Raw genomic sequence first — 19,652 nt, 5'->3', positions numbered from 1 at the left:
TTTTATCGCTCCGGCCACGCACGCGTTCGCGCACCATAAAGCGCTCGACAGCCGGAAATTTCGCATCGGAAACTCACCAACAGGAGAGCCATCCATGTCGTTACGCACTCTGCTCTGTTATGGCGATTCGAACACGCACGGCACCAAACCGCTGAACCTGCCTGGCGTACTCGAACGCTTCGGCCCCGCCGAGCGCTGGCCGGGCGTGCTGGCTGACGCGCTCGGCAGCGGCTGGCGCGTGGTCGAAGAAGGCCTGCCCGCACGCACCACGGTTCACGACGATCCCATCGAGGGACGCCACAAGAACGGCCTCGCGTATCTGCGACCGTGTCTGGAGAGCCAGTTGCCGGTGGACGTCGTCGTGCTCATGCTCGGCACCAACGACCTCAAGACGCGTTTCTCCGTCACCCCGGCCGATATCGCCCATTCGGTCGACGTGCTGCTCGAAACGCTCGTGGCCTGTCGTGCGGGCCCAGGCGGATCGACGCCTCACGTGTTGCTGATGTCGCCCGCGCCCATCGAGGAGATCGGCTTTCTCGGCGAGATTTTCACGGGCGGCGCGGCAAAATCGCGCCTGCTTGCGCCGCTCTATGAGCGCGTGGCGGTGAAATACGGTTCGGCGTTTCTCGATGCGGGCGAATTCGCGAGCGTCAGCACGACCGATGGCATTCACTACGAAGCGGATCAGCATCACAAGCTCGGCGGCGCCGTGGCGCAAACCGTGCGACAGCGCTTCGGCGTCTGAAACGCGTCAGAGAACAGCGCGCCTTTCCGATACGAAACACCCAAAAGAAAAACGCCGCCGGGCGCAAACCCAGGCGGCGTTTTTTGCTTTTCAGCGAGACGTGCGTTTAATCGACGATTAACGCGACATCATGTTCATGCTGACGTTGTGCATGACCCACAGCGTACCGATCACGACGATCAGCACCGTCATGGCCGTAAAGCCAAATGCGGTCACGTTCCAGCGCTGGCCCGACGACGTGTTCATATGCAGGAAGAACACGAGGTGAACCACGATCTGCACGACTGCCAGAGCGGCCAGGCCGAGCAGTGCGGTTTCACGCGGGAAACCGCCATGCAGAACCAGCCAGAACGATGCTGCCGTGAGCACCACCGCCAGGACGAAACCGGCCACATAGCCGCCGAAGCTGCCGTGGCTTTCTTCTTCGTGGATAGGATGAGCACTCATTTAGATCACGCTCGCAAGGTAAACAAAGGAGAACACGCAGATCCAGACGATGTCCAGAAAGTGCCAGAAAAGGCTGAGGCACGACAGGCGGCGCACTTCGCGATCGCCCAGTTCCGGCGCCTTCAGGGTCTGCACCATGAGGACGACCATCCAGATCATGCCGAACGTCACGTGGATACCGTGGGTAGCCACCAGCGTGAAGAACGACGACAGGAACGCGCTGCGTTGCGGACCGTTGCCTTCGGCAATCATGTGCGCGAATTCATGCAGTTCGAAATACAGGAACGTTGCGCCCAGCAGGAAGGTGATCGCCAGCCAGAACAGCACTTGACCCTTGCGCTGCTTGTGCGCGCCGATCATCGCGAAGCCGTACGTGATGGACGACAGCAGCAGCACTGCCGTTTCCATCGCGACGCCGTTGATGTCGAACAGGTCCTTGCCCGACGGGCCGCCTGCGAACTGGTTCTGCATCACGGCAAACACTGCGAACAGCGTGCCGAACAGAATACAGTCAGTCATCAGGTACAGCCAGAAGCCGAACACCGAGTGTGACGGCGGGTGATCGTGGTGATCGTGCTCCGCGAGTGCGGCCGCACCAGTCTTCGTCAACATCAGTTGGCCTCCAGTGCTTCTTCAACCTTGCCACCGCGTTGCTTGACAGCAAACGCCTTGGCCAGTGCGCGACTACGCGCTTCTTCGTCGGCCCGGACCTTGGCGGCCGGGATGTAATAGCCTTCGTTCTTCTGGAAGCTGTAAGCGATTGCCGTACCGACGATGCCGATAAAGCCAACGATCATGAGCCACCAGATGTGCCAGATGCCAGCAAAGCCGAGAATCAGGCTGAACATACCGATGAACAGACCAGCGCTGGTGTTCGAGGGCATGTGGATGTCGGTGTAGTGCGTGTTCGCGACATCGACCGTTGCGCGGCCGGTTTCCTTCAGGTGCTGGAACTCATCGAGTTCCGACACGTTCGGGATGATCGCGAAGTTGTACGACGGCGGCGGCGACGACATCGACCATTCCAGCGTACGGCCACCCCACGGATCGCCCGTCACATCGCGGTTTTCCGGCAGGTTGCGGTCGCGGATCGACACATACAGCTGCATCAGCTGGTGAGCGATACCGATTGCCACGAGCACGGCGCCAACCCAGGCGATGATCATCCACGGATGCCATGCCGGATTGTCGTAGTGGTTCAGACGACGCGTTGCGCCCATGAAGCCCAGCACGTACAGCGGCGTGAAGGCAACGTAGAAGCCCACGAGCCAGAACCAGAATGCGCGCTTGCCCAGCTTTTCGTCCAGCTTGAAGCCGAATGCCTTCGGGAACCAGTAGTTGAAGCCAGCCAGGTAGCCGAACAGCACGCCGCCGATGATCACGTTGTGGAAGTGAGCAATCAGGAACAGCGAGTTGTGCAGCACGAAGTCAGCACCCGGGATCGCCATCATCACGCCGGTCATGCCGCCGATGGTGAAGGTGACCATGAAGCCAAGCGTCCACAGCACCGACGAGTTGAACTCGAGGCGACCGCGGTAAATCGTGAACAGCCAGTTGAAGATCTTCACGCCAGTCGGGATCGAAATGATCATCGTGGCGATACCGAAGAACGCGTTGACGTCAGCGCCCGAACCCATCGTGAAGAAGTGGTGCAGCCAGACGACGAATGCCAGCACCATGATCGCGCAGGTCGCGTAGACCATTGCCTTGTAGCCGAACAGCGGCTTCTTGGCGTAGGTAGCCACGACTTCCGAGAAGATACCGAACGCCGGCAGGATCAGGATGTACACCTCGGGGTGACCCCAGGCCCAGATCAGGTTCAGGTACAGCATGGCGTTACCGCCGCCGTCATTCGTGAAGAAGTGCGTACCGATGTAACGGTCGAGGCCCAGCAGCGCCAGCGTGACGGTCAGGATCGGGAACGCAGCCATGATCAGCACGTTCGTGCACAGCGCCGTCCACGTGAACACCGGCAGCTTCATCATCGTCATGCCAGGAGCGCGCATCTTGATGATGGTGACGAAGAAGTTCACGCCGGTCAGCAGCGTACCGACACCGGAGATCTGCAGCGCCCACAGGTAGTAATCCACCCCTACCCCAGGACTGTATGCCAGCTCCGACAGCGGCGGGTAGGCAAGCCAGCCCGTCATGGCGAATTCACCGACGACCAGCGAGATCATCAGCAGGATTGCGCCAACAGCGGTCATCCAGAACGACAGCGAGTTCAGGAACGGGAACGCGACGTCGCGTGCGCCGATCTGCAGCGGCACCACGATGTTCATCAGGCCAACCATGAAAGCCATGGCCATGAAGAAAATCATGATCACGCCGTGAGCCGTGAAGATCTGGTCGTAATGGTGCGGCGGCAGATAGCCCGGCGCGTTGTACGCGAGAGCCAGCTGGGTACGCATCATGATTGCGTCGGCGAAACCGCGCAGCAGCATGATGAGGGCGAGCACGATGTACATCACGCCCAGACGCTTGTGGTCGACGCTCGTCAGCCACTCCGTCCACAGATATTTCCACTTACCGAGGTAAGTGATACCACCGAGCACGAATGCGCCGATGATCGCCATACCGATCATCGTGCCGAGAATAATCGGCTCGTGATACGGAATGTCGGCTAGTGTAAGTTTTCCGAACATGCCTGGTTACCCCTTGGTCACGCACGACGGGTCACTGAAATTCGTGACGTGGCCGTTGTTGTACTTCGCGATGATGTTGTTGAAGAGCTTCGGATCCACCGTCGAGAAGTATTCAACCGGTGCCTTCTCGCTCGGCGTCGCAACCGTCGCGTATTGATCCATCGAAAGCTGCGTCTGCGACGCCTTGACCTTCTGGACCCATGCGTCGAAGTCTTGCTGGCTCGTGGCGAGGGTGCGGAACTTCATGTCCGAGAAGCCCTTGCCGCTGAAGTTCGCCGACAGGCCGGCGTAGTCGCCAGCGTGATCAGCGATCAGGTGCAGACGGGTCTGCATGCCTGCCATCGCGTACACCTGCGTACCAAGCTGCGGGATGAAGAACGAGTTCATCACCGAGTCCGACGTGATGCTGAAGTTCACCGGCGTGCCGACAGGAACGGCCAGCTGGTTCACCGTGGCGATGCCCAGATCCGGGTAGATGAACAGCCACTTCCAGTCGAGTGCGACCACTTCGACATTGATCGGCTTGACGTTCGATTCAAGCGGCTTGTAGGGATCGAGTTCGTGCGTGGTCTTCCACGTGAGTACCGCGAGGAACAGGATGATCAGCGTCGGGACGGTCCAGACGACGACTTCGATAGCCGTCGAGTGCGACCATTTCGGCGCGTAGGTGGCGCTGCGGTTCGATGCGCGATAGCGGTACGCGAACCACAACGTCAGGATGATCACGGGGATCACCACGATCAGCATGGCCCAGGTGGAGGTCGCGATCAGCTGCTTTTCCGCTACGCCCACGCTACCTTTGGGGTCGAGGACTTCCAGATTGCAACCGGAAAGACACATGGCCAATCCGGCGCTGACGGGAAGCAATAACCTTTGCAAGGTTGTTCTTTTCATCACGTTTGCCTGAATTTCATTCATTGAATAGTTCCGGGCACATCCCCTGACATCCGGCAAAGGAAGCGCGCCCGAATCATACAGCCGCTTTGATCCATGACAATCAATGAATGCTGAAAATGATCTTTGTCAAAACAAAAGTGAGACACTATGTCGCATGCGTTCGCGAGGTCTGTCGCGCCTCATCAACACACGCACGTAATGCCCCACTTAAGCCTTGACGCCAATCCGCCGCGGCTTTTCTTCCGAATTACACAATCCGAAACTTTTGAATGCGCCGCGCGCCGTACCGCCCTGATGGGCGGGACAGCGCGCGGTGCGTCGTCATTCTTCTGCAGTCATTTCTGCGGTACTAACCTGCCCTGCTTACGTCGGCGAGTGCGGCGCGCGGGTCTCCGTGGCGGAGCGTGCGGCATCGGTGCGCACAGCATCTGCGTTGGCCGTGTCCTCGGCGGGCTGCTTGGTGCGGCCTGCCTGGGTCACGAGGTTGGCGGCCGACAGCTCGATGGCGTCGGTCATAGGCTTCGGATAGATGCCCACTGCCAGCACCAGCGCGGCGAGCGAGCCCAGAATCAGCGTTTCGCGGCGGCCGATGTCGGCCAGCTTCGCGACGCTCTTGTTCGCGACCGCGCCGAAAATCACGCGCTTGTACATCCACAGCGTGTAGGCCGCGCTCAGGATGACGGTGGTCGTCGCAATCGCGCCAACCCAGAAGTTCACGCGGATCGCGCCCATGATGACCATGAACTCGCCGACGAAACCCGAGGTGCCCGGCAGGCCGACGTTGGCCATGCAGAACAGCATCATGAAAACGGCGTAGCGCGGCATCACGTTGACAACGCCGCCGTAGGCCGAGATCGTGCGCGTCTTGGTGCGGTCGAACAGCATGCCGATCGACAGCAGCATCGCGCCCGAGACAAAGCCGTACGAGATCATCTGGACGATCGCGCCTTCGGTGCCGATCTGGTTGAAGAGGAACAGGCCCAGCGTGACGAGACCCATGTGGGCGATCGTCGAATACGCGAGCAGCTTGGTCATGTCGGTCTGCGCGAGCGCGAGCAGGCTCGAGTACACCACGGCGACCAGCGACAGCGTGATGATGGCCGGCGCGAAGAAGTGCGCGGCGTCCGGCGTGATCGGCAGCGTGAAGCGCAGGAAGCCGTAGCCGCCCAGCTTGAGCATCGCCAGGATCACGGTCGCGCCGGTGGGCGCTTCGAGGTGGACGTCCGGCAGCCAGGTGTGGAACGGCCACATCGGCACCTTGACCGCGAAGGCCGCGAAGAAGCCGATGAACACCAGCAGCTGCGGCACGAGGCCCATCGACAGGTTGTGCCATGCGGCCATGTCGAAGGTGTGCGCCTGGCTGTAGAGATACAGCATCGACACCAGCATCAGCAGGGAGCCGGCCAGCGAGAAGAAGAAGAACTTGACCGCGGCGTAGCTGCGGCGGGCGTGGCCCCACGAACCGATCAGCAGGTACAGCGGAATCAGGGTCGCTTCGAAGAACACGAAGAACAGCATGCCGTCGGTGGCAGCGAAGGTGCCGACCATCAGGCCCGAGAGGATCAGGAACGCGCCGTGGTACTGGGCCACGCGCACGGTGATCGACTCCCACGAAGCAATCACGATCACCAGCGTCGTGAATGCGGTCAGCACGACCAACCACAGCGAAATGCCATCAATCCCGAGTCGCCACGCCACGCCGAAGTCGGGCAGCCAGTTACGGAATTCGACGAACTGCATGGCGGCAACATGGTTGTCGAAACCGGTAATGAGCGGAATGGTCACCAGCAGACCGACGATGGAGCCGATCAGCGACAACCAGCGCGTGCGCTGCGGATGGCGATCCGACCCGAGGCGCAGCACAGCCACGCCGAACAGGATGGGAATCCAGATCGCCAGACTCAGGAATGGAACGGATTGCATTTCAACAGGACCTTAAAAATGCGGGGCACATAATTCGTCTGCGCACGGGCTGGCGCGCAAGCAAACTGAAAGATAACGCGGGGTGAAAATCGGACCAGGCTGGCTGCAATGGTTCTGTCAGCTGAGAGGCGAAATGCAACACACGTCCAAGGGTTAACGAGGGTAAACGGAATACTGAACTTTTGCAGCGCAACAACACAACCCAGATCAGGCACTGATACAAGTCATTGTTTTTGTGCAACTTTATGCTAGTACAAAAAACAGGAAACACCGCTTATCAGCGCTTCTCCGCTCTCAAAAGAGCCCCCGACGACCTCTTGAACGCCTGTGCAAGCGACACGCCGTCACACCGCGCGGCCCGAATAATACCTTACTTGTTCTTTTGCCCTCAATGACTTATGCATAGGGGCGCAATCCTGCAGGCCGCGCCAGGCTTGCGGGGCGAGGCTTTGCGCGGTGCAAAAAAAGCCCCGGCCGTCTTCGGGCCGGGGCGAACTCTCACGATGCGCCAGCGATGCTGGAACACGCATGGGCGGCACTGTAGCGGCTTGTGGCCCTCCAATTAAGCGGCCTGCCTGGAAGAGTCCTTTCCCACGTCACCGGTGATTGATTCCGATCTTTAACGCGGTGCTGCTGCACTGCCGCATGCGCATTCGCTGCCCACTGGCATCGCCATTATACAAATGAGAATCATTTGCATTTGGATGCGTTTTGGGGCATCATGCTTTCCATGCCGGCGAGGCCGGCCTGATTGATCGATTGCTGATTGATCCGCTGATCCGCGCACCCTGCTGCGCGTTTGCCCTGTTCGCCGGAGGCCCCATGAACTACACCGCCCCTTTCGCGAGAAACGACACGCTGCTCGACGACACCTTCGTCCAGCATCCCGATAGCGCCGAACAAACCGTTCTGCGCGCCGTGCGCACCTGGCTGCGTCCGCACTGCGACGCCTACGGCAAAGCCGAAAGCTGGCGCGGCGTACTGGCCGACGCAGGCCTTGGCGCCGAAGGCATCGCCCACTTCGACCTGCTGATGGGCACGCTCTGCCGCGCCTCATGCCGCCCGCTCGACACGCGCTGCCGCTGCGCCTCGGAACTGGCGAAGGATGAAGGCTCGCTGCTGCAGGTGATCGCGCTGCTGCAATCGACCCGCAGTGAAGCCGCCGTGCGTCTGCTCAACGACTGGCTGCCCATGCAGAGCGTGAGCGGCATGCTCAAGACGTCGCGCTGGTTCGCCATCTGCCTGCTCGACGCCGGCGTGCAACTGAGCGACCGCACGCGCCGCGTGACGTATATGCACTAAATGCACTAAAAATGGGCATCCATGCGCACCGCATACGCAGCGCATAAGCTCATTACGAAAGACGATTTGGGCGTCCAGCGGGCCGCCGGTAGCATTCGAGGCTTTCCAGCCGCCGCCCGCCTGCCCGCATGACCACCGCATCCTCTGCTTCCCCTTCTTCCAACGGCCGCGCGCTGATCCGCAGCGCCGCCGATGTCTCGCGGCTCGTCAACGCGGGCGGCGCGCCCGGCAGCAATGCCCGCATCGTCGTCGCGATCGCGCTGGGCGGCGTGTTCCTCGATGCCTACGATCTGGGCGCGCTGGCCTTCGGCCTCAAGGACGTCGCTCGCGAATTCTCGCTGTCACCGGCGGGCACCGGCTTCGTGGCCTCGGCGATCACGTTCGGCGCGATTGTCGGCGCGTTCCTCGGCGGTTTTCTGACCGACCGCATCGGCCGCTACCGCGTCTTCATGGCCGACATGTTCTTCTTCGTGATCGCCGCGCTGGCCTGCGCGCTCGCGCCCAACGCCTGGGTGCTGGGCGGCGCGCGCTTCGTCATGGGGCTGGGCGTGGGCATCGATCTGCCCGTCGCGATGGCCTTCCTCGCCGAGTTCTCGCGCCTCTCGGGCCGCGGCAACAAGGCCGCGCGCGTGGCGATGTGGTGCCCTGTCTGGTATGCGGCGATCAGCGTGTCGTACCTGCTGGTGCTGGCGTTCTATGCGACGCTGCCCGCCTCGCATTCGCACCTGCTCTGGCGTCTGACACTCGGCTTTGGCGCGGTGCCCGCGCTCGTCATCATCGCGATCCGCAGCCGCTACATCAGTGAGTCGCCGGTCTGGGCGGCCAATCAAGGCGATCTCGCGGGCGCGGCGCGCATCCTGCAACGTTCCTATGGCATCGACGCCGATGTCGCGCCCGAAGCGCTCCAGGCGGCCGCCAAACCCGCGCGCGTGGCGTCGTGGAAGAACTACGGCGCGCTGCTGCGCGGCGTCTATGCGCGGCGCACGGTGCTCGCGACCGTGATCGGCGTGGCTTCGTCGTTCGCCTATAACGCCGTGGCGTTCGGCCTGCCGGTGATCATTTCGAGCTTCCTCGCGCAGTCGATGCTGACCACCATCCTCGCCTCGCTCGCGCTGAACCTGGGCTTCGCGTTCGTCGGCGGCCTGATCGCGGTGCGCACCGTGCCGCGCTTCGGCGCGTGGAACATGACCGTGTGCGGTTATGTGATCCAGTTCTGCGCGCTCGTCGGCCTCGCCATCGTCGGCAAACCGGCGACGACGCCCGAAGTCGTCAGCGCCGTCGCGCTGCTCGCGGCGTTCCTGTTCGGCCAGGGGATCGGCCCGGGCTCGCACAGCATGACGTTTGCCTCGCTGGGCTACCCGACTTCGCTGCGCGGCGTGGGCGTGGGCCTGAACCAGACGCTGATGCGCGCAAGCTCGACCGTGTCGCTGTTCCTGTTCCCCGTGCTGGCCGCCGCGCTCAACACGCGGGTGTTCTGGATCATCGCCATTGCGCCGCTCGCGGGCCTGGTGGCGCTGCTTTCGGTGCGCTGGGAACCGTCGGGCTACGATGTGGATGCCGAAGATTTCGCCGCTGCGGAGAACACGGGCGCACGCGTGGCCGAAACGGTCTGATCGGAAATTCCGATTCCTGAAGGAAACGCAAAGCGGCGCCTTGATTGCGCCGCTTTTCTTTTACGTCGATTGATTCGAATGCCTTATCGAATCGACGAACGGCGCATCGTTATCGGGAGCGCGACGCGAAACGCTCACGCACGAAATCGCGCACCGCGCGCCACATCTTCGGATATTGCTCGCCAGGCACAGCGAACAATACGAGCGCGCACAGGGCGAGCACGCCGCAAAACAGAAACGTGCCGCGATAACCGAACGCCTGCACCAGCATCCCCGACAGCACACCGGACAGGATCGAGCCCAGCCGCGACGCATTGAAGAACAGCGCTGTCGCCCGTCCCGGCGAATCGGGCATCAGATCCTGCACGAAAGTCATGCCAAGGCAGGACGTCACGGCCACCACGAAGGCGTTGAGAATCTGCATCGGGATGAGCGAATGCACGCCGGGCGCCGCCGCCATCGACGCGAAATACACCGCGTGCACCACCGCGCAAGCCGCGAGCCAATGCGGCTTGTTCAGGCGCGACGCCTTCGCGCCCAGCGCGAGCATCATCGGAATCTCCATGAGCGCGCCCAGCCCCAGCATGATCGACACATCAATCCGCGAACCCTGCAAGCCGTGGACGATGTACAGCGGCAACACGATCATGGTCGCGTTGGCGGCAAGACCGATCAGTGTGAGCGCAACGATCGCGCGCATGATGTCCTTCTGCGAGACATCGGGCGCAGCGACGCGGATACGCTGCTTCACGGCGGGCTGCACCTCGGCTTGCGTGAGCGGCTGGCCCTCGTAAGGCGCGATGGCGTCTTCGGCGCGCTCCTGCGCCACTTCCTGGGCCGTGGGCCGCGCCATCAGATGTTGCGTGGCGTGCTCGTCCTGACGCGGCTCGCGCATGCGCCAGACGATCGTGCCGCAGGCCGCGAAGCTGGCCGCGGCGAACAGGAACAGCCCGTAGAAGCCAGTGGCCGCGAGCACCAGCGCGCCCACCGCCGGACCGAACACCCAGGCGGCAGACAGAATCGTGCGCAAGGTTGCGCTGGCGAAAGTGCGCTCGGCATCGTCGGCGGCAGGCAATGCTGCGCGGCTGAACGAGAACACCAGCGAAAGCGCACAGCCGCCCGCGCCGATAAACGCGATGCCCACCGCCAGCAGCAGCCGGTAATCGCGCACGACGCACAGACACAGGTAGCCGAGGGTCGCCGCGCAGAGCGACACCAGCAACAGCAGCCGGTGCTTGCCCGTACGATCGCTCCAGCGCCCCGCCGCCGTACTGGCGATCACACCGCTCGCGGCGATGGCGGTCATGAACACGCCCAGCCTGAATGGCGTCATGCCGGCGCGCTCGACGCCGAATAGCGAGAGGTACGGCGCGGTGAAGGACATCGCCACGCCCAGCATCAGGGTGGCGCCGGCTAGCGGCAGAAAACCGGGAATATGCAGGAGACCGACAAAGCGCGAGTTCTTGAGCACGGCGCGATGGAGAGTGGCGGGGAGAATGAGTCGCGACGCGTGGAGCGAAGCGTACGTGATGCGTGCTGCGAACTGTTCAGACTGCCAGGCTACGGCGGTGAAGCCATCCATCACACCCGCGAGGCAATCGACTGCGAACCCGATTATCGGACTGAAACTGCGGGCCGCGCAAGGCAAGTGTTATCGATATCAGCATCTGGGTCTCATCCCTGCAGACTATCCACAGTTTTTGTTAGCAGGCCTGTGCGTAACCCAGGGATGAGTGCGCCAAGTACCTGATGCATATCGGATTGTCTGCCGCGTTGCCGTTTGCAGCAGTTTTGACCCGGATGCGTGCAATGGGGCTGCGCTTGTCCACAGTTTTTGTTCACAGCCCTGGGGACAAGTGCTGGACATCGCAACCAAGCCTATGATTCATAACGATAAACGCGCATGCACAAGCAAAAATGCACAAAAAACGCGCAGAAAAGTTGTCCACAGCTTCTTGGGATAAACCTGTTGATAACCCACTGAAGAGCGCGCCAACTCATTGATCGGACGGACAGTTAGTCGATTTAGTCACGGATTCAGCAGATGGTTTCCGATGGGCAACTTTTGCTCGCCTTCTGCTCCGGTCGCCCACCCTCGCCTTCTGCCTTCATCTTCTGCCGCCTTCTTCAGGCCAGATCGAGCGCCGCCGTGAGGTCGCCCGGCGGCGTTTGCCCGCGTGCCGCAAAGGCCTTGTCGCGCGACGCCACGCCGTCGAGCGGGGCAAGTCCATGCACGCGGCTGATGAAGCGCAGGATCGAGTTGGTGTCGTAGAAGGTGTGATCCACGTGTCCCTTCTTCGCGAACGGTGCAATCACGAGCGCCGGAATGCGCGAGCCCGGCCCCCAGCGGTCGCCCGTGGGCGGCGCGACCGGATCCCACCAGCCGCCGTTCTCGTCGTGCGTCATCACGATCACGGTATTGGCCCATTGCGGGCTGCGCTGCAGATGCTCGATCACGGCGGCCACGTGACGGTCGCCGGATTCCACATCGGCGTAACCGGCGTGCATGTTCAGGTTGCCTTGCGGCTTGTAGAACGTGACGGCGGGCAGGCGTCCCGCGTCGATATCGGCGAGCAGGCGGTTGGTGGCCGGGTCGTCGCCCACGCCTGCGTCGCGCAGATGCCGCGCGCGTTCCGTGGTGCCCGGCGCAAAGTTGGCAAAGTAGTTGAAGGGCTGATGGTGGTACTGGAAATCAGGCACCGAGCCCGTGTCGCGATGGTCGAGCGCGAATTGCCACGCGCCGCTGTACCAGGCCCAGTCGACGCCCTTGGCCGAAAGCCGGTCGCCAATGGTGGCAAAAGTTTGCGGCGGCATCACGCGCGGATCGGAAGGGTCGGCCCAGGCCGGATTGCCGTCCTCGGCGGGGCGCACGCTGCTCGGTTGATACGGCGGGGCCATCGTGTTGACGGCGTAGCCATCGGGCGTGAAGGCGCCGTCGTTGACGAATTTCGGCGGACCGCCCAGCGCCGATGCCGGACTGCTGGCCGCGAGCTTGAGGCGGGTGCCGAGCGGATCGTCGCCGTCGAGCACGGAGACCAGATGCTTCGCCGGGCTCGACTGGACGTTCGGGTAATACGGCGGCTGCCCGGCAATCAGATAGATGTGGTTGAGCCACGACCCGCCGAAGGCCGCCATGAAAAAATTGTCGCAAAGCGTGTACTGCTGGGCGAGTTGCCAGAGCCGCAGGGTGTCGGCGGAGTTCTCGTAATAGCCCATCACGAGGCCGCCCGAATCGCCCCACGCGGCGAACTGGTCGTTGCGCCCGGTGTTGATCTGCATCTGGTTCTGATAGAACCGGTGCACCAGATCGCGCGTGATGATTCCGTTCGGCAACGGTTGACCTTGCGCGTCGACGATGCGAAACGGCTGGTTCGCCAGTCCCTCAATCGCCTGTTCGCCAATCATGTAGCGTTTGCCGTCCAGTTCCTGCGCCTGCGGAACGAGGCCGCCCCAGATCTTCGGCAACTGCGTGAGTGGCGTTTTGCCGTCGCGGTCGAGTTGCGCATAGCGCGAGGCAGGCACACCGGAAAGCGGCGTTTGCACGCCAGGAAAATTGCCGTAGAGGTTGTTGAAGCTGCGATTCTCGGCGTAAATCACCACGATGTGGCGCACCTGGTCGCGCAGCGCTGCATCGACGCGCGCATCGCCGGCGCTCCGTGGGCCGAGGCCCGCGTTCGTTTCCGGGGTCTGGCAACCGCTGAGCGCGAGGCCCACGCCCACCGCGGCGAGGCCGCCCAGCACGCGCCGGCGCGCGGGATCGTCCGGGGCGCCGCTTGCGTCGCCTACGTGACTTGAATCGCTCGTCGGGTGCTCGTTCTGATCCGCTGCCTTGGGGTCGTCATGCTTCATCAGCCTGCCTCCTCGTTCCGGTCAAAGGGCGCGCTGCTCGCGCCGACATTTACACGTCCTGCAGGAGGATACCGCGCGAAGCGGCCCGCGCGGGCGCCCGCGCATGACAGATCCGTGACGCGAGCGAAAACGCACGGCACGCCGCCGCGCGGTTCAGAAACGAGGAAAGAGAAAAATCAGCTGTTGCGCGGCGGCATCGCCGGTTGCGGCCCTTGCGCGAGCGTCTGTGCGGGACGCGCTGCGACGCTGTCCGCCCGCTGCCCTTCGAGCGGCGGGCGCGGCACCGCTGGCAACTCAACGCGCTCATGGCGCGGGACGTCACCGTCGTCGGTCCAGAGCGGATCGGGAATTTCGCCGAACACCTGACGCAACCGTTCGCCCCAGGTCGAATGCAGCATCTGGAAATAGGCGTTCGAATGATCGAGCGACGCATAGCGCGTCACTCGCAGCGAATCGCGCTCATAGACCAGCAGATCGAGCGGCAGCCCCACGGAAAGGTTCGAGCGCAGCGTGGAATCCATTGAAATCAGCGCGCATTTGGCGGCCTCGTCGAGCGGCGTGCGCGGCGTGAGCACGCGGTCGATAATCGGCTTGCCGTACTTCGATTCGCCGATCTGGAAGTACGGATTGACGCTCGATGTTTCGATGAAATTGCCCGCGGCGTAAATCTGGAACACGCGCATGGCCTGGCCCCGAATCTGGCCGCCAAGAATGAAGCTGCAATTGAAATCGACGTTGAACTGCTTGAGCGCTTCTGCATCGCGCCGATGCACTTCGCGCACGGCCTCGCCGACAAGACGCGCGGCGTCCACCATGCTCGGCGCGCTCCACAGCGAGGGCTGCGCACTGTCACGCTGCTCGCTCAGCACTTGCAGTGTCGCCTGGGTGATCGCCAGGTTGCCGGCCACCAGCAGCACCAGCACGCGCTCGCCGGGCTCTTCGAACACAGCCATTTTGCGCGACGTGCTGATGTGATCGACCCCCGCATTGGTGCGCGTATCCGACAGGAAAACCAGCCCCTCTTCCACCGCTAACGCTACACAGTACGTCATAGTTGTCCTTCGAATCGGCTCGTGCCTGACTTGTACGTAGCCGCGATTTTCGCATGCTCGCCGTTGCGGTGTTGCTGATCGGAAACCCGCGCCTTTTCAGGCGTTTCCTTTCGTATAAAGAGAAAACTATTGCTGTTGTTGCTGCTGCGTGTCGCTCGCGCTGACCCGCACGCTCACATCGAGCGTTTCTCCGAGGCCGCCAATACGACGGCCGCGCACCGGCGCAGCCGCTTCGTAGTCACGCCCCACGGCGATCCGGCAGTATTTTTCGCTTGCGAAACACGCGTGCGTGACGTCCACCGTCACCCAACCGTTGTCGAGCCAGACGTCCACCCAGGCGTGGCTCGCCATTTCGGGTACATCGCCGGGCGCGAAGTAGCCGCTCACATAGCGTGCCGGCACGCCGCGCGCACGACAGACGGCCAGCATCACATGCGCGTGATCCTGACACACGCCGCGGCCGAGTGAAAACGCGTCGGCGGCGGTATGGGCGACATCGGTCACGCCGGATTCATAACGCACCTGCTGCGTGATGCGCGCCGCCGCCTCCAGGAGCGATGCCGCATCGTCCAGCGGTCCGAGGCTCTGCGCAAATTCGGCAAGCGCCGCATCGGCCTCCGTGAGACGCGTGGGCGAGGTGAAGTGCCAGGTGGGAATCGGCCCTTCGCCTTCGGTCAATCGTCCCTGAGCCAGCGGCACGGTTTCCACTTCGCCGCGCACGCGCAGCCGTATCTCACGGTGCGGACGCGAAAGCACCAGCGTCATGAGCGTGTTGCCATAGGCATCGCGACTCGCGTCGAGCTTGCCCGGCGCATCCACATGCCATTGCGTGACGATCTGCGTAGGCGTGGTAAGCGGCGCAAGCCGCAATTGCTGGATCGAATAATGCACCGGCGCGTCGTAGCGATATACGGTGTCGTGACGAATCGCGAGTTGCATGGCGAATTTCCTTCAACGAATCGATCTGGAATGCGAACGACCTCGCATCGCATTAGCCCACCGGCAACATCAGATACGTGCGCGCCACCTGGTTGCCCAGTTCATAGACGCGTGCGAGAAACTGCGTGAGGAAGGTATGCACGCCCACGGAGAAAATCTGCCGCAAATCCGCGTAGAGCAGTTCGGCGCGTAGTTTGCCCGCTGTGCGCTCGACTTCGCGTGACGCGTCGGTGCGCAGCATCGCCAGATTCACGCACACCCCTTCCATCGAAGCGAGCAGCGAACGCGGCATCTGTTGATTCAGAATCAGCAGCTCCACTACGCGCGCGGGCGTCACCACATCGCGATACACCTTGCGATAAATCTCCAGCGCAGACACCGAACTCAAAATCGAGGTCCAGTAATAGAAGTCTTCAAGCTGGCGCGCCGCCGAGCGCGAATCGGCCTGATCCACCTCGACGAAGCGTACGTCCAGAATGCGCGCGGTGTTGTCGGCGCGCTCCAGGAAGGTGCCGAGTTGCGTGAAGAACAGCGCATCGTCCTGCAACGCGGTGCCCACGCGAACGCCACGCGACAGATGCGAGCGAAACTTCACCCACTCGAACAGCGACTCGGGATGCGTGGCCAGGGTGTCGCCGCGCAGCAGTTCTGAGAATTGCAGCCAGGTGTCGTTGACGGTTTCCCACCACTCCGTGGTGAGCGTGCCGCGCACTGCACGCGCATTCTCGCGCGCCGCCTGCAAACACGAGTAGATGCTGGACGGATTCGTTGGGTCCGCAACCAGAAATTGCAGCACGTTATTGCGCGTGGTCTTTTCGTGGCGCGCATCGAAAGCCGTGTCCAGCTCGGAAATGCGCAGCATCGCGCGATGCGTGCGCGCTTCGTCATCGGCGTTGCCGGGCAACAGCAGCGCCGTCAGGTTGATGTCGAGCATGCGCGCGGTGTTCTCCGCACGCTCCATGTAACGGGCCATCCAGAACAGGTGATCGGCGGTACGGCTCAGCATGCTCGCTCCTCTTTCAATGCGCGTTTTGCAGTGTTTTTCGTGGAATCTTTTGCAGAATCGTTGGGCGCGTTCATTCGAGCACCCATGTGTCTTTGGTGCCGCCGCCCTGCGACGAATTCACCACCAGCGAGCCCTCCTTGAGCGCGACGCGCGTGAGCCCGCCCGCCGCCATCTGCACCGTCTTGCCCGACAGCACGAATGGACGCAGATCGATATGGCGCGGCGCGATGCCCGCTTCAACAAAGGTCGGACACGCGGATAGCGACAGCGTGGGCTGCGCAATATAGTTACCGGGCCGCGCGATCAGCCGCGCGCGAAACGCCTCGATTTCCTCGTGCGTCGAAGCCGGGCCAACCAGCATGCCGTAGCCGCCCGCGCCATGCACTTCCTTCACGACGAGTTCAGGCAAATGGTCGAGCGCATAGGCCAGATCCTCAGGACGGCGGCACTGCCAGGTGGGCACGTTGTTGAGTATCGGCTTTTCGCCCAGATAGAACTCGATCATGTCCGGCACGTAGGGATAGATCGATTTGTCGTCGGCTACGCCGGTTCCCATCGCATTCGCCAGCACCACGCGCCCCGCGCGATAAGCCGTGAGCAGACCCGGCACACCAAGCGCGGAATCGGCGCGGAACGCCAGCGGATCGAGAAAGTCATCGTCGACACGCCGATAGATCACATCCACGCGGCGCGGCCCTTTGGTCGTGCGCATGAATACGTAGTTATCCTCCACGAACAGGTCACTACCTTCGACCAGCTCCACGCCCATTTGCTGCGCAAGAAAGGTGTGCTCGAAATACGCGGAGTTGTACATGCCCGGCGTGAGCAGCACGACAACCGGATCGTCCACGCCATCGGGCGCGCACGAGCGCAGCGTTTCGAGCAACAGATCGGGATAGTGCGCGACCGGCGCGACCTTGTGCTGAACGAACAGATCGGGAAAGAGCCGCATCATCATCTTGCGGTTTTCGAGCATGTACGAAACGCCCGAAGGCACGCGCAGATTGTCTTCGAGCACGTAGAACGCGCCATCGCGACCGTCACGCACGATGTCGATGCCGGCGATATGCGCGTAGACGCCCAGCGGCAAATCGATGCCCTGCATTTCAGGCCGATACTGCGCGTTGGTGTAGACCTGCTCGGCGGGAATTACGCCGGCGCGCACGATATAGCGCTCGTGATAAACGTCGTGCAGAAACAGATTGAGCGCCTTCACGCGCTGACGCAGACCGCGTTCGAGCGCGGCCCATTCGTCAGAAGGAATAATGCGGGGAATGAGATCGAACGGGATCAGCCGCTCAGTGCCTGAGAGATCGCCGTTGACCGCGAACGTGATGCCGACGCGGCGGAACAGCAGGTCCGCCTCGGCGCGTTTGCGCGCCATCGTCTCGCTGGTCTGCCGCTCCAGCCAGTGCTGAAAGCGTTCATAGTGCGGGCGCACCGCGCCCTCGTCGCGCATTTCGTCATGGACTTGCATCGCTCGTTCTCGCGCGTGGATGCAGCGACACGACCTCAACCATGACTTCGCGTCATGAGCCGCGCACTGCGATACGCTACAAAAAGCAAGGCGTATGCCATCACCGGAGTGCGATTGCCCGCGCCTGTTTCAAGCGCTTGTCACACCAATCACGCGCCCGAATGGTGCATGATTTCGGGCGCACTGGCGCGGCCGGACTGCATTACGATTCGACGCCTCATCATGGTGCAGTCTAGCCGCAAGTGCCGCGCTTGCCCAGTCAGCGAGATTGCGCTGCCGTTTCGCGCCGTTGTTGCGCGCTCAATCCGGTGCGCTGCTGCACGCCCCATTTGCGCCGCCCGAGCAGAAAATGCAGCCAGCCCATTGCTGCGCCGGTGTGGCGCATGAGTTGGAACGAGAACGGTTCGAAAATCGCCGCCAGCAGCGCCATGCCAAAGCTAGAACTCTTGCGGTCGCCGCTCCAGCGTCGATACAGATGCACGGAAAACAGATGAAACGCGAGGTCGATCACGATCTTGCCGACGATCACCGCCAGTACCGGTAAGACAATCGTAAAGCGGCCGTCGAACAGAAAACCCAGCAGCAGTACGAACGCCGTGAGGCCGTAGATCGGCTGCACGGTGTCGAAGGCCTTGACCGGCAGCATCATGAGGCCGAGTTTGCCGTAGCGGCGATTGCCGGTCATGTCGCGATACCAGTACTGCGTCTGCAGGAAGCCCGCGAACCAGCGGCGGCGCTGGCGCAGAAAACTCGCGAGCGTGCCGGGCGCATCCGTCGTGGCGCGCGCCGTGCCGATCACGCGCACATCCCAGCCCAGACCTTCGCGCGCCGAATAGCGGCGCAAGCGGTGGATCAGTTCGTAATCCTCTACGAGACAATTCGGATCGAAGCCGCCTACCGACACCACCGCTTCGCGGCGGAACGCGGCGAACGCGCCCGAGACGAGCAGCAGGCTATCCGCGCGCATCCAAGCAAAGCGCGAGATGAAATTGCGGATGTACTCGTAGGTCTGGAACCACTGAAAAAAGCGCCCGCTCGGCGAGGTGCCGCACACCGGCGTCAGCAGTCCCGCCGCCGCCACGAGCGTGGGCTGACGCGCGAAGGCATCGGCCATGGCGGCGCAGGCGTCGGGTTCGAGCAAGGTATCGGCATCGACGGTCATGACCGCGTCGGTGTCCATCGCGCAAAGCGCTGCGTTCAGGGCGCGCGCCTTGCCGCCATGCGCGAGCTTGAGCCAGCGCAGATTCGGATAGTGCGCCGACGGCTCGCTCATGCGCCCTTCGCCCGGATCAGTGAGCCCGTAGTGCTTCACAAGCAACGCGGCAGTGCTATCGGTCGAGCCATCGTCGGCGATCACGATCTGGCGCGGCGCACGCGTCTGCGCGAACAAGGCATCGAGCGTGATCGGCAAGACGCCCGCTTCGTTATGGGCCGCGACGATCACGCCGAGCGTCGGCAAGGCGGACGAGGCAGGCGCAGCCAGATTCGCGCTTTCATACGGCCGCAGCAGTACGCGCGACTGCCAGGCCACGAAGATCAGCAGCACGGTGTCGTAAATGACGTAGGCGATGCCGGTCGACCACGCGACCACCCCTTGCAGGAAGAACGCGCGTGCGAACAGCACGCACCAGAGCACCATCACGCCCAGATGAATCACGATGCTGATGAGCGGCGTGGGCGGCGGCGCAATACGCGGCGAGGTGCGCGCAAGCGCCTGGTCGAGCGAGTCGTTCAAGACAGTCCCTTTTCCTGACTAT

15 protein-coding genes are annotated in these 19,652 nt (G+C 62.5%); 3 read left to right on the top strand and 12 right to left on the bottom strand.

What is annotated here, in order from left to right:
• Positions 1-94 precede the first annotated feature (94 nt).
• Entirely contained in the window at positions 95-745 is a 651-nt protein-coding gene (locus F3J17_RS12515; RefSeq protein ID WP_167058321.1) for an SGNH/GDSL hydrolase family protein, read from the top strand.
• A 117-nt stretch (positions 746-862) separates the two neighbouring features.
• Here F3J17_RS12515 and cyoD read toward each other — a convergent pair whose 3' ends face one another.
• From cyoD to F3J17_RS12490, 5 genes are all read right to left on the bottom strand, one after another.
• Positions 863-1,192 (bottom strand): cytochrome o ubiquinol oxidase subunit IV, encoded by a 330-nt coding sequence (gene cyoD, locus F3J17_RS12510; RefSeq protein WP_167058318.1) that lies wholly within the window; start codon positions 1,190-1,192, stop codon positions 863-865.
• Entirely contained in the window at positions 1,193-1,804 is a 612-nt protein-coding gene (gene cyoC / locus F3J17_RS12505; RefSeq protein WP_167058315.1) for a cytochrome o ubiquinol oxidase subunit III, read from the bottom strand. It abuts the gene before it with no gap.
• Positions 1,804-3,837 (bottom strand): cytochrome o ubiquinol oxidase subunit I, encoded by a 2,034-nt coding sequence (cyoB, locus tag F3J17_RS12500; RefSeq protein WP_167058312.1) that lies wholly within the window; start codon positions 3,835-3,837, stop codon positions 1,804-1,806. The genes cyoC and cyoB overlap by 1 nt, the downstream gene beginning before the upstream one ends.
• 6 nt (positions 3,838-3,843) lie before the next feature.
• Positions 3,844-4,731 carry a ubiquinol oxidase subunit II gene (cyoA, locus tag F3J17_RS12495; RefSeq protein ID WP_167058309.1) on the bottom strand — a complete coding sequence of 296 codons (888 nt, stop codon included), beginning with the start codon at positions 4,729-4,731 and terminating at the stop codon, positions 3,844-3,846.
• A 366-nt stretch (positions 4,732-5,097) separates the two neighbouring features.
• The gene (locus F3J17_RS12490; protein ID WP_167058306.1) at positions 5,098-6,657 is read right to left on the bottom strand and encodes an NADH-quinone oxidoreductase subunit M; all 1,560 of its coding nucleotides are present in this window, start codon (positions 6,655-6,657) and stop codon (positions 5,098-5,100) included.
• Between the two features lie 822 nt (positions 6,658-7,479).
• Here F3J17_RS12490 and F3J17_RS12485 point away from each other — a divergent pair.
• Complete coding sequence (locus F3J17_RS12485; protein WP_167058303.1) at positions 7,480-7,959, top strand: PLP-dependent decarboxylase; 480 nt, start codon at positions 7,480-7,482, stop codon at positions 7,957-7,959.
• A gap of 128 nt (positions 7,960-8,087) precedes the next feature.
• Positions 8,088-9,572 (top strand): MFS transporter, encoded by a 1,485-nt coding sequence (locus F3J17_RS12480; RefSeq protein ID WP_167058300.1) that lies wholly within the window; start codon positions 8,088-8,090, stop codon positions 9,570-9,572.
• A gap of 109 nt (positions 9,573-9,681) precedes the next feature.
• Here F3J17_RS12480 and F3J17_RS12475 read toward each other — a convergent pair whose 3' ends face one another.
• From F3J17_RS12475 to F3J17_RS12445, 7 genes are all read right to left on the bottom strand, one after another.
• Complete coding sequence (locus tag F3J17_RS12475; RefSeq protein WP_167058817.1) at positions 9,682-11,043, bottom strand: sugar efflux transporter; 1,362 nt, start codon at positions 11,041-11,043, stop codon at positions 9,682-9,684.
• Between the two features lie 656 nt (positions 11,044-11,699).
• Positions 11,700-13,421: an acid phosphatase gene (locus F3J17_RS12470; RefSeq protein WP_167058297.1), complete on the bottom strand. Its 1,722-nt coding sequence runs from the start codon at positions 13,419-13,421 to the stop codon at positions 11,700-11,702.
• 176 nt (positions 13,422-13,597) lie between these two features.
• A complete protein-coding gene (locus tag F3J17_RS12465; RefSeq protein WP_167058294.1) occupies positions 13,598-14,473 on the bottom strand; it encodes a proteasome-type protease in 876 nt (291 codons plus the stop codon).
• Positions 14,474-14,599: 126 nt separating this feature from the next.
• Positions 14,600-15,412, bottom strand: coding sequence for a transglutaminase family protein (locus F3J17_RS12460; protein ID WP_167058291.1), 813 nt, complete (start codon positions 15,410-15,412; stop codon positions 14,600-14,602).
• Between the two features lie 52 nt (positions 15,413-15,464).
• A complete protein-coding gene (locus tag F3J17_RS12455; RefSeq protein WP_167058288.1) occupies positions 15,465-16,418 on the bottom strand; it encodes an alpha-E domain-containing protein in 954 nt (317 codons plus the stop codon).
• Between the two features lie 70 nt (positions 16,419-16,488).
• On the bottom strand, positions 16,489-17,895 hold the full coding sequence (locus tag F3J17_RS12450) for a circularly permuted type 2 ATP-grasp protein (protein WP_167058286.1): 1,407 nt from the start codon (positions 17,893-17,895) through the stop codon (positions 16,489-16,491).
• 259 nt (positions 17,896-18,154) lie between these two features.
• Complete coding sequence (locus F3J17_RS12445) at positions 18,155-19,630, bottom strand: glycosyltransferase (protein WP_167058283.1); 1,476 nt, start codon at positions 19,628-19,630, stop codon at positions 18,155-18,157.
• Positions 19,631-19,652 lie beyond the last annotated feature (22 nt).

It is taken from the genome of Burkholderia sp. Ax-1719, assembly GCF_011753055.1.
Lineage (GTDB): Bacteria > Pseudomonadota > Gammaproteobacteria > Burkholderiales > Burkholderiaceae > Paraburkholderia.
The sequence above is the reverse complement of the archived record's forward strand: the minus strand, read 5'-3'. Positions and strand labels throughout refer to the sequence as shown.

Excerpts from the sequence above, each read along its gene's own strand:
- F3J17_RS12470 (WP_167058297.1), bottom strand. The coding sequence starts at position 13,421 with ATGAAGCATGACGACCCCAAGGCAGCGGATCAGAACGAGCACCCGACG.
- F3J17_RS12465 (WP_167058294.1), bottom strand. The coding sequence starts at position 14,473 with ATGACGTACTGTGTAGCGTTAGCGGTGGAAGAGGGGCTGGTTTTCCTG.
- F3J17_RS12460 (WP_167058291.1), bottom strand. The coding sequence starts at position 15,412 with ATGCAACTCGCGATTCGTCACGACACCGTATATCGCTACGACGCGCCG.
- cyoD (WP_167058318.1), bottom strand. The coding sequence starts at position 1,192 with ATGAGTGCTCATCCTATCCACGAAGAAGAAAGCCACGGCAGCTTCGGC.
- F3J17_RS12480 (WP_167058300.1), top strand. The coding sequence starts at position 8,088 with ATGACCACCGCATCCTCTGCTTCCCCTTCTTCCAACGGCCGCGCGCTG.
- F3J17_RS12485 (WP_167058303.1), top strand. The coding sequence starts at position 7,480 with ATGAACTACACCGCCCCTTTCGCGAGAAACGACACGCTGCTCGACGAC.
- F3J17_RS12490 (WP_167058306.1), bottom strand. The coding sequence starts at position 6,657 with ATGCAATCCGTTCCATTCCTGAGTCTGGCGATCTGGATTCCCATCCTG.
- cyoB (WP_167058312.1), bottom strand. The coding sequence starts at position 3,837 with ATGTTCGGAAAACTTACACTAGCCGACATTCCGTATCACGAGCCGATT.
- F3J17_RS12450 (WP_167058286.1), bottom strand. The coding sequence starts at position 17,895 with ATGCAAGTCCATGACGAAATGCGCGACGAGGGCGCGGTGCGCCCGCAC.
- cyoA (WP_167058309.1), bottom strand. The coding sequence starts at position 4,731 with ATGAAAAGAACAACCTTGCAAAGGTTATTGCTTCCCGTCAGCGCCGGA.
- F3J17_RS12455 (WP_167058288.1), bottom strand. The coding sequence starts at position 16,418 with ATGCTGAGCCGTACCGCCGATCACCTGTTCTGGATGGCCCGTTACATG.
- cyoC (WP_167058315.1), bottom strand. The coding sequence starts at position 1,804 with ATGTTGACGAAGACTGGTGCGGCCGCACTCGCGGAGCACGATCACCAC.
- F3J17_RS12515 (WP_167058321.1), top strand. The coding sequence starts at position 95 with ATGTCGTTACGCACTCTGCTCTGTTATGGCGATTCGAACACGCACGGC.